The sequence below is a fragment of the Flavobacterium croceum DSM 17960 genome, from assembly GCF_002917885.1.
Taxonomy (GTDB): domain Bacteria; phylum Bacteroidota; class Bacteroidia; order Flavobacteriales; family Flavobacteriaceae; genus Flavobacterium; species Flavobacterium croceum.
This window is the reverse complement of the sequence record NZ_PQNY01000003.1, coordinates 177,596-192,628: the sequence shown is the minus strand read 5'-3', so window position 1 is coordinate 192,628 and position 15,033 is coordinate 177,596. Positions and strand designations below refer to the sequence as shown.

At 32.6% G+C, this 15,033-nt stretch carries 10 protein-coding genes and 1 tRNA gene; 7 read left to right on the top strand and 4 right to left on the bottom strand.

Annotated elements, in window-relative coordinates; translation table 11 throughout:
• Positions 1-3 precede the first annotated feature (3 nt).
• From Q361_RS03405 to Q361_RS03385, 5 genes are all read left to right on the top strand, one after another.
• Positions 4-1,593: a RagB/SusD family nutrient uptake outer membrane protein gene (locus Q361_RS03405; protein ID WP_103725312.1), complete on the top strand. Its 1,590-nt coding sequence runs from the start codon at positions 4-6 to the stop codon at positions 1,591-1,593.
• A gap of 24 nt (positions 1,594-1,617) precedes the next feature.
• Positions 1,618-2,610 (top strand): SusE domain-containing protein, encoded by a 993-nt coding sequence (locus Q361_RS03400; RefSeq protein ID WP_103725311.1) that lies wholly within the window; start codon positions 1,618-1,620, stop codon positions 2,608-2,610.
• A gap of 8 nt (positions 2,611-2,618) precedes the next feature.
• Positions 2,619-3,398 carry a SusE domain-containing protein gene (locus Q361_RS03395; protein ID WP_103725310.1) on the top strand — a complete coding sequence of 260 codons (780 nt, stop codon included), beginning with the start codon at positions 2,619-2,621 and terminating at the stop codon, positions 3,396-3,398.
• Positions 3,399-3,606: 208 nt separating this feature from the next.
• On the top strand, positions 3,607-6,486 hold the full coding sequence (locus Q361_RS03390; RefSeq protein ID WP_103725348.1) for an alpha-amylase family glycosyl hydrolase: 2,880 nt from the start codon (positions 3,607-3,609) through the stop codon (positions 6,484-6,486).
• 183 nt (positions 6,487-6,669) lie between these two features.
• Entirely contained in the window at positions 6,670-9,348 is a 2,679-nt protein-coding gene (locus tag Q361_RS03385) for an AsmA-like C-terminal region-containing protein (RefSeq protein ID WP_103725309.1), read from the top strand.
• 34 nt (positions 9,349-9,382) lie between these two features.
• On the opposite strand, the gene Q361_RS03380 is transcribed toward Q361_RS03385, so the two are convergent.
• Positions 9,383-9,464, bottom strand: a tRNA-Leu gene (locus Q361_RS03380).
• Between the two features lie 149 nt (positions 9,465-9,613).
• On the opposite strand from Q361_RS03380, the gene Q361_RS03375 reads away from it, so the two are divergent.
• Both Q361_RS03375 and Q361_RS03370 read left to right on the top strand, forming a co-directional pair.
• On the top strand, positions 9,614-11,002 hold the full coding sequence (locus Q361_RS03375; RefSeq protein WP_103725308.1) for a dipeptidase: 1,389 nt from the start codon (positions 9,614-9,616) through the stop codon (positions 11,000-11,002).
• Positions 11,003-11,286: 284 nt separating this feature from the next.
• Positions 11,287-12,387, top strand: a complete 1,101-nt coding sequence (locus Q361_RS03370) for a DUF4407 domain-containing protein (protein ID WP_103725307.1) — start codon at positions 11,287-11,289, stop codon at positions 12,385-12,387.
• A 71-nt stretch (positions 12,388-12,458) separates the two neighbouring features.
• Here the strand turns inward: Q361_RS03370 and Q361_RS03365 are convergent, their stop codons facing one another.
• The 3 genes from Q361_RS03365 to Q361_RS03355 all read right to left on the bottom strand — a co-directional run bounded on the left by Q361_RS03365 (position 12,459) and on the right by Q361_RS03355 (position 15,027).
• Positions 12,459-13,661, bottom strand: coding sequence for an NAD(P)/FAD-dependent oxidoreductase (locus tag Q361_RS03365; RefSeq protein WP_103725306.1), 1,203 nt, complete (start codon positions 13,659-13,661; stop codon positions 12,459-12,461).
• Between the two features lie 150 nt (positions 13,662-13,811).
• Positions 13,812-14,510 (bottom strand): PH domain-containing protein, encoded by a 699-nt coding sequence (locus Q361_RS03360; RefSeq protein ID WP_103725305.1) that lies wholly within the window; start codon positions 14,508-14,510, stop codon positions 13,812-13,814.
• Between the two features lie 145 nt (positions 14,511-14,655).
• Entirely contained in the window at positions 14,656-15,027 is a 372-nt protein-coding gene (locus Q361_RS03355) for an MmcQ/YjbR family DNA-binding protein (protein ID WP_103725304.1), read from the bottom strand.
• Between the last annotated feature and the right edge of the window lie 6 nt (positions 15,028-15,033).

Below are 15,033 nucleotides of genomic sequence, written 5' to 3'. Positions count from 1 at the left end.
GCGATGAAAAAAATAAAATATATTTTATTATCCGTACTATTAGCAGGAGTTTATTCTTGTGAAAAGGATTTAGATGTAGCGGTTGAAGATCCACTAAATTTAACGCCAGAGCAATTGTATAGTACACCTCAAGGATACAAGCAAGCCCTAGCGGGAGTATATGCCAATTTAAGTTTAACAGGTACTGGCGGAGCAGGTTCTTCTTTTCTAGATGGAATTGATGCAGGAACGAGTCAGTTTGGACGTTGCTTGTGGTATTTACAAGAACTTACTACTGACGAGGTAGTTTGGTCTTATGAAAATGATGAAGGAACAAAAGAACTTAATAGAAATATTTGGACAGCTTCAAACCCATTATTATTAGGTATTTATAGTAGAACTATGGCAGAAGTTGCTTTTGCAAACGACTTTTTAAGACAATCTACACCAGAGAAATTGAGTTCAAGAGGAATTACAAATGCTACTGATATTGCAAACATTAACGATTATCGTAATGAAGTAAGAGTATTAAGAGCTTACTCTTACTATGTGATGATGGATTTGTTTGGAAAAGCAGCTATGATTACTGAAAATGACCCTATTGATTTTGATGGGCCAGAATACAACAGACAACAATTGTTTACATTTGTAGAAAGTGAATTAAATGCAGTTATGCCAAATTTAAAAGCGGGCAGAGCTAACGAATATGGCCGATTAGATAAAGTAATGGCTCAAATGATATTAGCAAAAATGTATTTAAATGCAGAGGTATATATTGGAACTCCAAAATATGCTGAGTGTATGACTCAGTGTTCTAATGTTATTGGTAGTGCATATACATTAAATACCAATTATTTAAACAATTTTAAAGCAGATAATCACACTTCTCCAGAACTTATATTTACATTACAATCAGATGGTGTTCATACTCAAAATTATGGAGCGACTACAGTTATTATAAATGGAGAGGTTGGTTCTGTAGAAAATAATGGTTCTGAACTTGGCGTTGGAGGCTGGGGAGGAGCATTACGTTTAAGAAAACAATTTGTTCAAAAATTTGACGGTTTTTCTAGCGATGCAAGAAATACAATATTTGCAGGTTCTAGACCAATAGAGATAACTAATGTTACAACAAACGGACAAGGTTATATACTTAAAAAATTCTCAAACAAAACATCAGCAGGTGTGCCAGGTCCAAATTCTACTTTTGTTGATACAGATTTTCCATTATTTAGATTGGCAGATGCTTACTTAATGTATGTAGAAGCACAAATGAGAAAAGATGGAGCTACAAACGGTAGTACTATCAAAAATGCTAATGCTACATCTATAGGTTATCTAAACGCTTTAAGAACAAGAGCAAATAGCAGTACTCTGTCTCAGGCAGATGTTACATTATCTTATCTTTTAGACGAAAGAGCAAGAGAATTACATTGGGAAGGACATAGACGTCAAGACTTAATAAGATTTAATGTTTATACAACAGGATATAATTGGGCTTGGAAAGGAAATGTTCAAAATGGTACTTCTATTTCAGATAATATGAAAATTTTCCCTATACCTGCAAATTCTTTAAATGCCAATTCTAATTTAACTCAAAACCCTGGGTATTAATTTTAATTTATAAAAACAATAAAAATGAAAAATACTGTTAAATTATTAATAGCTTTCGTAGGTCTTATATCATTGTCTTGTACAAATGATATACAAGACACACCAGCTGTTCAGCAAGAAACGGGTTTTAAATTAATTGCTCCTACATCAAGTTTTAATATGGTATTAGACGGAGCAAAATTAAATACTTTAGCTACTACTTTTGTATGGACAGATTCAGATAACCCAGCAGGAACGGGTGTTACTTATACTGTAGAAGCTGCTAAGGCAGGTACAAATTTTGCTACAACAGTAACAATGGGTACTACTACCAATTTGTATATGGACTTTACAGTTGGAAATTTAGATACTGCTGCTAAAACATTAGGTCTTCCAGCTTTGGTTGAAGGACAATTAGATGTAAGAGTTAAAAAAACATCAGGAGTTTCAAACTATGCAACGATAAAAGTTACACCATATCAACCAAATTGGGGTATTATAGGTTCTGCTACTCAGTATGGATGGAATAATAGTACTGATATGGTTTTTAATCCAATAACAGGTAAATATTCTATTACCACAGCTCTAGTTACAGGAGAGTTTAAATTTAGACTAGATAATAGTTGGACAACAAACTATGGCGATGATGGCAATAATTTAAGTTTGGAGCCAGGTGGAGCAAATATTCCAGTTAATGGAGGAGTTTATACTATTGTTTTAAATTTAGCAAATCAATCTTATACTATTACTCCAGTTACCAATTTATGGGGTATTATTGGTGATGCTACACCAACAGGTTGGGATAATGATACTTTGATGGACTATGATGCTACTACTCAAAAATATTCTATAGTTATGAAGCTTAAAGTAGGAACCTTCAAGTTTAGATTAAATCACGATTGGGGTGTAAATTATGGTGATAATGGTAATGATTTGTCATTAGAATCAGGAGGAGCAAATATTCCAATTACAGAAGAAGCAAAATATATTATAACTGCTGATTTTAATAATCATACTTATACTAAAACTAAAATTTAACTTATAATATGAAAAATATATTTAGACTTATAATAGCTTTTGCTGGACTGTCTTTACTATCTTGTACAGATGATGTTATAGATAGAGATAATGTTTCTGGCAACTCAGCTCCAGTATTAAAATCTCCAACAGCTTTAGAATTAGTTCTTAACAAAGATAACGCTGCAGATTTAGCAACTACATTTGTGTGGGATTATGCTAAGTACAACGGTACAAACACAGTAGTAAATTACAGTATTGAGTTTGACTCTGCGGGTAATAACTTTCAATCTCCAACGGTAGTTGCTACTACAACCGATAAATTTAAAAACTTTACGGTAGGAGAGTTAAACCAAGCCGCTTTAGATGCAGGTTTTGCACCTTTTGTTTTAAACAACATTGAGGTTAGAATCAAATCAACGGTAGGAACAACAGGAACTGCTGTTTCTCAAGTGTCAAATTTTTTCACTATAAAATTAACTCCTTATCCTTCTTGGCCAAATTGGGGTATTTTAGGTAGTGCTACTCCAACAGGATGGTCTACAGATACCAATATGAATTACGATTTAAATACTAAATTGTATTCAATCACAATTCATTTAACAGCAGGTGGAGCTTTCAAATTTAGATTAGACGATAGTTGGTCTATGAATTTTGGTGATGATGGAAATAATTTGACATTAGATCAAAATGGGGCAGATATACCTGTTACGGTAACTGGAGATTACAAAATAACAGTTAATTTTGGAGATGCACTCTCTAGCCCAGTTGCATTTCCTGCTAAATCATACACAATTACTTTATTGTAATTGTAATTTAATTTAGTTTAAAAAAACTATTCAAAAAGACTTTTAGTAGTTACACTTTTAGGATCAATTTAGTTTGAAATTAAAGTTGTTTAAAACACTTGAATTTGTCTTTTTGGATAGTTTTTAAATATTTTAGTAACATTGATTTTTGTTCAAAATAAAAAATAATTTTTTGCTTTTGGAAAAAGAATCAATAAAAAAGAAAAATATGAAAAAGATATTACTATTATTCCTATTTGCTACATTTTTAACTAGCGCACAGCAACAAACAGTTACTTACACTTCATCACCAACTCCAACTTTTGAGGGTACAGATGCTTTAACAATTACAGTAAATGGATCTTCAATTAATGAAGCTATTTGGGGCGTAACAAACAACCAGTTGTACGCTTGGGTTTGGGCATTGGATACTGCAAATGCAGCTGTTTCATACAATGGTAATGGAACTTGGGATAATTCTGATGCTAGTAAATTAATGACATATAACTCATCTAATGATACGTATTCATTTACTTATAGCCCATCTGTTTTTTCATTGTTTGGAAGCACAAATGTGGCAAAAGTAGGTTTTTTAATTAAAGCTAAGAATGGTACAGGTGATAAGAAATCGCAAGATATTGTATTAAATGTTGGTTCTTTTCAAGTAACCTTATTGAATAATATTGTTGCAGGAGCTACCCAGCTTTGTACCACAAGCTATACAATAGCGGCAAGACATTCTGGTTCAAATGCAGATTATGTTTTAAAAAGAAACGGAACCGTAATAAATACACAAACTGGATTGCCTGCATCTTCTGGTAGCCCAAGTTTTACTTATGTTGATACAGGTGTCTTAGATATTAATAATTATACATTAGAAGTTACCCAAAGCGGAGTAACCAAAACATATAATTTTTCGGCGATAAAAGTTGTATCTCCAGCTTCAGTAGCTTTGCCTACAGGATTAGAAGATGGAATAAATTATAATTCGTCAGATGCAACCAAAGCAACATTGGTACTTAATGCACCATACAAAGACTTTGTTTATGTAGCAGGAAGTTTTAATAATTGGCAACCTACAGGGGCTTATGCCATGAAAAAAGACCCAACTACGGGTAAATTTTGGTTAGAAATAACGGGTCTTACTTCTGGACAAGTTTACACATATCAATATTGGGTATGTGATAATACAGATAGGCCTGCCAATTCACCCGCTATTGTAAAAACTGCCGACCCTTTTTCTACCTTAGTGTTATCACCTTTTGATGACCCCGAAATACAAACACTTGGAGTATACCCTAATTTACCCATTTATCCAACAGGGCAAGAACGTGAAGTTACAGTATTACAAACAGGTCAAACGCCATATACTTGGAGTGCAGCGACTCTTAATTTTGTGAAACCTAAGAAAAAAGATTTAGTTATTTATGAAGTTTTGATAAGAGATTTTGATGCAAACAGAACCTATCAAGATTTGATAAATAAAATAGATTATTTTAAAAACCTCAAGATTAATGCTATCCAGTTAATGCCTGTAATGGAATTTGAAGGTAATATGAGTTGGGGTTATAACACAGTATTTCACATGGCACCAGATAAGAGATATGGTCCGCCTTCAAAATTAAAAGAATTTATTGATTTGTGTCATCAAAATGGCATTGCAGTAATTTTAGATGTAGCTCTAAACCATGTTTTTGGTCGTTCACCACTAGTGCGTATGTGGATGCAAGATGCGAATGGTGATGGTTGGGGAGACAGTGTAGCTACAACAACAGAAAACCCATATATAAACCAAACCGCTACACATGCTTATGGCGTTGGAAGTGATTTAAATCATTTTAGAGAACCAGACAATTTAACGAATACTTATGTTACAAGAACCATAAAACATTGGATTCAAGAATATAAAATAGATGGTTTCCGTTGGGATTTAACCAAAGGTTTTACCAATCAATGTACATCAGGTGACGAAACATGTACAAATGGATATCGATCAGATCGTGTGGCAAAACTTAAATGGTATGCCGACAAACAGTGGGAATTAGACCCTAATTTCTTAGTTATATTTGAGCATTTGGGTGTAGGAGGTTCTGCTACTGAAGAAACAGAGTGGGCAAATTATTTAAAATCTGGAGATATTAAAGGTATCATGCAATGGAGAAAAGGAACAGATGGTTATGCGAATTTAATAAAAGGCAATTATGCAGATGTTTCTTCAATTACTGATACTACAGAAAGAATGATTGGTTATGCAGAAAGTCATGACGAAGAGCGTGTAATTTATAAAGCTATAACAGAATCTGGGCAAACACAAGGCAATTTAACCAAAGCGTTGCAAAGACTTCCTGCAATGGGTGCGTTACATTTATTGGTTCCTGGACCAAAAATGATTTGGCATTTTGGAGATTTAGGATGGGACAGCTCTTTATGGACTTGTAATGCAGGAAATGTATCCTTCACAAATCCTGATTGTAAATTAGATACAAAACCGCAACCACAATGGGCAAACAATTGGTTATCAGATTCAAATCGCAGTAATGTATATAATACATGGGCAAAACTTATTAACCTTAAAAAAACAGAAGATGTTTTCGAACTAGGGCAACATGCTTGGAATTTTTCTCAAACCGGACACCCAAGACTAGATATTTACACATCAACCTCTCCACAAACCACATTAAGTTATGTTTTTGTATTAACCAACTTTACAGATAGCGTTTACAATGCTACAGCAGGTTTCCCTTATACAGGAACTTGGGTAAATTTAATGGATAATTCTACCGTTAATGTAACCAATACAAATATGAATATAGCTATAGAAGCTGGAGGGTTTAGAGTATTTGGCAATCAATCTAGTACTTTGAATACCGATTTCTTTGCAACTCAAAATATAGCTTTAATTCCAAACCCTGCATCAGACTATTTTACCTTAAATATGCCTACAAATAAAGTTCAAATTATTTCGGTAGCTGGTCAGTTAATTAAAGAATTTGATTCAAAAGAAGAAAATTCAAATTATACGATTTCAGATTTGGCTAAGGGTATATATCTAGTGAAAATAATAAATAATCAAAACCAAGAAAAAACGGTTAAACTTATAAAAAAATAAATTTATAGAGTGAGTTATTTTTGTTTAAAACACCTTCTTTTGAGGGTGTTTTTTTATTATAATATTAGCGTTATTTGATGATTAAACAATTATTTTTGTCCAAAATAAAAATGTAAAGTGAAGTATAAAATTATAAAATCGGTTAAAGTTTTTTTCATAAGTATTCTAGTTCTATTGACGCTTATGGTAGTATTACCTATGCTGTTTCCAGAATATATAACCAAAGAAGTAAAAACATTTGCCAATAGTAAACTCAACAGTAAATTAGATTTTAAAGAGGCAAACTTATCTTTTTTCAATCATTTTCCATCTTTAACACTCACTTTGCATCAATTTTCTTTAAAAGGTTCAAAGCCCTATGAAAATCAAGATTTAGTATCTGCCAATGAAATTTCTTTTGGCATAAATCTTAAAACATTAATATTTGACAGAACTGTAACAATAGACGAAATTTACGTTTCTGATGCCAATGCTCATGTTAAAGTTGATGAAAAAGGACGTGCTAATTACAACGTTTATAAATCGGATAGCGAGCAAAATAAAAAAACAGATACAAGTAGTACTTCCTTAAAATTGAGTAGTATTGAAATAAAAAACACCCATATTATATACGATGATAAATCTACAAGAATGCTTATAGATGCTGTCGGGTTTAATTATTTAGGTAAAGGAGATTTAGACCAAGCCATTTTTGACCTAGACACGCAAGCCAAAATAGATGATTTTAATTTTTCTTACGATGGAGAAATCTATCTTAAAAATAAAAAAGTAAATGCAAATTTAATTACACAAATAAATACAAACTCATTAAACTTTATTTTTCAGCAAAACGATTTAAAAATAAATCAATTGCCAATAGATTTTAAAGGGAAATTAGATTTTTTGGCAAACGGATACGATATAGATTTTAAAGTGCAGTCTATAAAAAGTAACCTTCACGATTTATTTACAGCATTGCCTCCAAAATATGTTACATGGCTCGAAAAATCAAAAGTAAAAGGCATTACCGATTTAACTTTTGAAATGAAAGGCAAATATATTAAGCAGGAAAACCTCAAACCAGATGTGTTTTTTGGTATGAATGTAAGAAACGGAGAACTTAATTACAATAAAGCAAAACTTCCTGCAAACAATGTTTACCTTAATTTTAGAGCCAAATTACCGTCTTTAAATACAAATGAATTAGTTGTAAATTTAGATTCGTTATATTTTAATGTGGGTAAAGATTATTTTAAGGCAAAATTTTTATCCAAAGGTTTAAATGCGCCTCATATTAGTACCCAAGCAAAGGCATCTTTAAACTTAACCAATTTTAATAATGCCATAGGCATAAACGGATTAGATTTGGCAGGAGTACTTAATTTAGACATAAAGGCAAACGGCACATATAATGCAACAGTTCATAAAATGCCAACGTTAAATGGTACAATAAACTTTCAAAACGGAAAGATAAAAACAAAATACTATCCTAATCCAATTCAAAATATTAACCTTATTGCAAGTGTAAATAACAAAACGGGTTTTTTAAAAGATGGTTCTTTGTACATAGAAAAAGGAGGTTTTGTTTTTGAAGGTAAGCCTGTAAACCTATTTGCAAAACTCAACAATTTTGAAAACATAAACTATGACATAAAAGCCAAAGGCGAACTAGATGTTGCTAAAATTTACAAAGTTTTCTCTAGAGATGGACTTGCTTTAAAAGGATATATAAAAGCAGATGTTAGTTTTAAAGGTTCTCAGCAAGATGCTCAAACAGGAAATTATAAAAAACTCCAAAACAAAGGCACACTTTTATTGAAAAACATTGCTATTAATTCTACCTATTTACCAAAATCTTTGATAATTAAAAACGGTAACTTTAATTTTAATCAAGATAAAATGAGTTTTAGCAATTTTACTGCTACTTACGGGCAATCAGATTTTTTGATGAATGGATATTTACAAAATGTAATAGATTATGCTTTAACAAGTAATGCAGTTTTAAAAGGAAATTTTTCTTTGTATGCCAATTATATCAACATAGATGAATTTATGCAAAATACCAATATAGGTTCAAATGATGCAAAAAAACAAGAGCCATCTAGCCCAACACAAACAGGAGTAATTGTTATTCCAAAAGTTTATGATATTGCTATAGAAGCTAAAGCCCAAAATGTAAGTTTTAATGATTTAGATATAAAAAATATATCAGGTAAACTACTTGTAAATCAAGGAAAACTTAATCTGCAAAATACTAATTTTACTGTTGCAGGAGTACAAGCCAACATGGATATACTGTATTTCAATCAATCCAATACTTTAGCTCATTTTGATTATATTGTTAAGGCTTCAAATTTTGATATTAAAAAAATGTACAACGAAGTTAAAATGTTCAGAGAAATGGCATCTGCTGCAAAATCGGCCGAAGGTATAATATCTTTAGATTATCATTTGTCTGGAAAACTCAATCAAAATATGATGCCAATATTTCCTTCATTAGAAGGAGAAGGAACACTTTCTGTTAAACAAGTCAAAATGAAAGGGTTTAAATTATTTAATGCTGTGAGTGCCAAAACAAATAAAGAAGAAATTAAAAACCCCGATATTACCAAGGTAGATATCAAATCAAAAATAAAAAACAACATTATTACTATTGATCGATTTAAATTTAAAGTAGCAGGATTTAGACCTAGAATAGAAGGGCAAACATCTTTAGACGGAAAATTAAATTTAAAAATGAGACTTGGGCTACCGCCATTTGGTATTATTGGTGTACCAATGACTATTACAGGAACGCAAGAAAATCCAAAAATAAAGTTGGGTAAACAAACCGAAGATTTAGAAGAAATAGAATATAACCCAACGCCAAATAACGTGCAATAAAATAAAAAAAGGCTTAGAATTTCTAAGCCTTTTGTGCGGGTGATAGGACTCGAACCTACACGCCTTGCGGCACCAGATCCTAAGTCTGGCACGTCTACCAATTTCGCCACACCCGCAAAAATTGTGAGTGCAAATATAGATATTATTTTTTATTTCCAAAGCCTATTGATACATTTATTTAAAATATTTTTATTTCGTTACCATTTTACTTTTTAATAAATTGAAAATCATTTTTGTATATTTGACATAAATCAAAAACTGTAACATGGATAATATAAAACAATACGTTCAAGACAATAAAGAACGATTTATTAACGAACTTATAGAGTTATTAAAAATTTCATCGGTTAGTGCCGATACTGCTTATGCTCACGATGTGCTTGCTACAGCAGAAGCTGTTAAAAATAGCCTTCAAAATGCAGGTTGCCATAAAGTAGAAATATGCGAAACTCCAGGTTATCCTATAGTATATGGTGAACATATTATAGATAGCAATTTACCAACAGTATTGGTATATGGTCATTACGATGTGCAACCACCAGATCCTATAGATTTATGGACATCGCCACCTTTTGAACCTGTAATAAAACCAACCGAAATACATCCCGAAGGAGCCATTTTTGCCCGTGGTGCTTGCGACGATAAAGGGCAAATGTATATGCATGTAAAAGCATTTGAATACATGATAAAAAACAACTGCCTGCCATGCAATGTAAAATTTATGATAGAAGGAGAAGAAGAAGTTGGCTCGTCAAGTCTGAGTTGGTTTGTACAACATAATCAACAGAAATTGGCCAACGATGTAATTTTGATTTCCGATACAGGTATGATTTCCAATCAACAACCGTCTATAACTACAGGGCTTAGAGGATTAAGCTATGTTGAAGTAGAAGTTACAGGGCCTAATCGCGATTTGCATTCGGGTTTATATGGAGGAGCAGTAGCAAACCCTATTAATATTTTATGTCAAATGATAGCATCTTTACACGATGAAGACAATAAAATAAACATCCCTGGTTTTTACGACAAAGTAGAAGAACTAACAGAACAGGAAAGAGCCGAAATGGCAAAAGCCCCGTTTAGTTTAGATAATTACAAAAAAGCATTAGATATTAACGATGTTTATGGTGAGAAAGGTTATGTAACCAACGAAAGAAACTCTATACGACCTACACTCGATGTAAATGGTATATGGGGAGGTTATACAGGCGAAGGAGCCAAAACCGTTATTGCAAGCAAAGCGTATGCTAAAATTTCTATGCGATTAGTACCAAATCAAGATTGGGAAGAAATTACCGAATTATTTACCAAACATTTTGAAAGTATTGCACCACCTGCTGTAAAAGTAAAAGTAACTCCGCATCACGGCGGACAAGGCTATGTAACACCAATAGATAGTATTGGTTACCAAGCGGCCAATAAAGCCTATACAGAAACCTTTGGAGTGCCAGCTATTCCTGTGCGTTCTGGCGGAAGCATTCCAATTGTAGCGTTGTTTGAAAAAGAATTAAAATCTAAAACTATATTAATGGGCTTTGGATTAGACAGTGATGCTATTCACTCACCAAACGAGCATTACGGAGTATTCAATTATTTAAAAGGTATTGAGACTATTCCGTTGTTTTATAAATATTTTGTGGAGATGTCAAAATAGTAAACTCTCAAAAAAGCCTAACAAACCTTAAAGTGTTAGGCTTTTATATTTTATTTTCTTTTTTGGCGTTACCCTTCGGGTCGGGCTATACGTTACAAGTCCTCGCTCGTCGTAAACTCCTCACTGCGGGCTTTTCACTACTATCCCTAACGCAATAAAACCATAGAATAGAAAAATATTGTAATATTTCAACATTTTTGGCGTTAAATTTGTATATCAATCATCAACCGAGGCGTAGCAGAACTGTTTGGAGCGCAGCGGATAAAAATCAAAATCAATCAATCATGTTAAAACGTTTTTTTATTCTTTGTTCTGGTGTCGATAAAGACATTGTAGAAAGTTGCGCAAATGGCGAACAAAACAAATATGCGGGTATAGGCGCAACTGTTTTTTTTACAGCAATTATGGCTTTTATTGCCAGCGGATATGCCTTATATACAGTGTTTGACAATCCCTATATGGCTATAGGTTTTGGTATAGTATGGGGTTTACTTATTTTTAATCTCGATAGATTTATTGTTTCTACTATCAAAAAGAGAGATAAATTTAGCACAGAATTTTGGCAAGCAACCCCACGTATCGTATTAGCAATAATTATTGCTATCGTTATTTCTAAACCCTTAGAAATTAAAATTTTTGAAAAAGAAATCAATGCGGTGCTTCTCAAACAAAAAAATGATATGGCTTTAAGCAATAAAAAGCAAGTATCCAATTTTTTTAAAACAGATGTAGATAAAAACAAAGCAGAGTTGGACAGCTTAAAGAGTGCTATAAAAAGCAAAGAGAAAGAAGTGTCCAACCTTTATACTTCGTATATTACAGAGGCTGAAGGTACTGCAGGAACCAAAAAAATGGGAAAGGGACCTATTTATAAAGAAAAGCGTAATGCTTATGATTTATCAGTTCGGCAGTTAGATTCTTTAAAAAATGCCAATGCAAAAATTATTGCAGAAAAAGAAATAAGAGCAAAAGAGTTGCAAGCAAATTTAGATAAAAAAGTTAGCGAAACCCAACCTGTTATAGATGGTTTTGACGGTCTTATGGCTCGTATTAATGCTTTAAATAAATTGCCATTTATACCTAGTTTTTTTATTATGCTATTGTTTCTTGCTATAGAAACGGCACCTGTAATCGCCAAATTACTTTCTCCAAAAGGGGAATACGATTTTAAACTGGAAGACAAAGAAATGGGCATAGTAAATATGCTAACTCAAAACCGTTATCAAAGCGAGTTGCAAAAGAAAACAGATGCCGAAATTTACGATAAAGTCTATGCCGAAATAAAAGAAGATAGAGAGCTTTTTCAATACAAGAAAAAAGGAGCTATGGAATTATTAAAACTTCAGGCAGATGGTTTTGTAGAAAAACAGAAAAAATCAATGTAGCAATACAAAAGGTTTTTTTAAACAAAAAATCCAACAGTAATATTTGTTGGATTTTTTGTTTAAATACTTACTTAAGGTAGAAAAGAATATCCTTTTTTGGTTTTCCAAAGAAAATATTTTTCGAGAATAACTTTATTAAAATCATAAATTACATTGGGTAGCATGATTGCAAAATTTCTTGGTTTAAATAAATGATCGCTAAAAATAATAACTTCTTTTTTGCCAGCATCCATAATGCAAACTCCTGGAATTTTTCCCCAAGCTTTTTTCTTTAAATTGGTTTGTCCTTTTGCTGTACGAACAATATTTTCTGCAACAATTTTACCAGTTTCGTCGCTAGGATAACCTGTTTTTGGAGATGCAAACGGAACTGTTTTTGGTGTAAACGGTAGTTTTACATCTACGGCTATACCTGCTGCCCAAACATTTGGTATTGTACTGTGTTTGTAATCATCGCCCACGGGTATATAGCCATTGGTTGTAGCTTGTAGAGTAGGTGAGTTTGTAACAAAATCTACTCCAATAAATGGAGGCATCATCATCGAGAATTTGTAGTCTATTTCTTCTCCATTGGTGAGTTTTACTTTATTTTCTGTTACTTCTTGTATGCCTACTTGTGTACGATAATGTATGTTGAACATTTTCATAAAACTTTTAAGCATAGTTTCTCCAAGAGGCATACCATCAATACCAAAATGTCCCAAATAGTCTTCGGGTGTAACCCAATATAGGTCTACTTTTTTACGGATGTTTTGCTCTCTAAGCCATTTTTCGGTGTTGAATAAAAATTCATAAGCAGCACCCATACAACCTGCATTTTGTGTAGCACCAATTACTATAGCTCCTGGATTTTTTTTAAATTCTTCTAATGCTTTTCTCGCTTTCATAGCTCCATTGGGCGTACCTATATAATGTGTGTATTCTTCTACACCTGGAGCAACATTATATTTTACTTTAGGCCCAGTAGCTACCACCAAATGGTCGTATTTAAAATCACCTTTGTCTGTGGTTACTATTTGAGTATTTGTGTTTACAGATATGGCTTCGGCGTGTACAAAATCTACTCCTTTTTTCTTTAAAATATCTTCTTTTTTAAACGAAATGTCTTTGATTTCTCTTCTGCCAAAAGGAACCCAAATAAGCGACGGAATAAACAAAAACAACGGTGATTTGTCTATTAATATTACTTTGTGTTGGTCTTTTCCTTTTCGTTTTATTTCTAGTGCAGCCGTCATTCCGGCAAAACTTCCTCCTATAATTACTGTAGTTGTCATAATTTGTTCTTTTACAGCATAAAGGTATACTAGAATCTAGTATAATAAGGTAGCAAAAGTTACAGATTGAAAGTAGGTTTTTTCTTTCAAAAAATAAATGCTTTGAATTGGAAAACTCAAAGCATTTATTACCTTAGTTAAATTACAGTTCTATAAATAATTTAAAATTTCTGTTTTAAGACGGTCGTATTCACCTTGTAGTATTAAACCGTTGTCTAAAAGTTTTTTATAGTTTTGAAGTTTTTCAAACAACTCTTCTTTTGATAGATGTGCCAATGGATTGTCTTTCTGGCTTATGGGCGATTCTACTTCGGTATCTGGTATGATTTCTGCGGTTGCAGGCAAAATTTCGGCAAAGTTAGTAACTTCTTCTACAGGAGTTTCTTCTATAATTTCGTCAAAAACAGGCGCAATTTCTTCTTTAATAGACGAAGAAGGCGCAGTTGTTGCCGCATTTTTTAATAAATCTAATTGCTCTTTGGCATAAGTATAGAGTTTTCGAGCTTGATTTTTTGGTAAATAATCTACAGTATGTGTTAAATCGGATTTTGTTGAAAATGTAAATTCGGCTCCAAGTAAACCTTCTTTTACAAAAGATCCCGATATATCGTCCCAATCGTAATCTACAAATTCCATAGATAAACCTAAGTTTTTTGGTTTACATAAAATAATTCGTTTGTTGGTAACAACAATGCTGTCGGGTAGAACAGTAATAGCGGGTTTTTTTTGTACTGCAATGTAACCTACTTCTTCATTGGACATTAATAGGTTTTCCAATTTTGAGGTTATTTTTTCAATAGCTTTTGGGTCTTGATCTTCGTTGAGTATCTTTTTTAAGTTATCTATCATGTTGTATGTTTAAAATTTTTGTTCTGAAAAATGGTATTTCTATTTTAGCCCTGATTGTAGCAAACTACCTTGTAGTGCGAAAAGCAGGAATGCAAGTACATTGAAATAGTATGTAGGTGCTCTAAAAAACAATCAAAAATAATACCTATTTTTCTAATTTATTGATTTCGTCTTGAATTTTTTTGGTCAAACTTTTGAAAACCAAATCGTAAGAGTGAGTAATGAGTTCGCAGAGCAGCTTTGTAGAAACATCTTGGTTGATATGAACCGTATTCCAGTGTACTTTGCTCATGTGGTAACCCGGTTCTATACCTTGGTAATTGGCACGAAGTTCTAATGCTTTTTCGGGGTTGCATTTTAAATTTAACGAAGGTTGCCCAGTTTCAAACTTTTTTAAAGAGGTTAAAGCAAACATTTTTCCGCCTACTTTAAAAACAAGAGTATCTTCGTCAAAAGGGAAATGCTCGGTTACTCCTTTTTTGGAGAGGCAAAATTCATACAGTTGTTGGATATTCATCGTTTT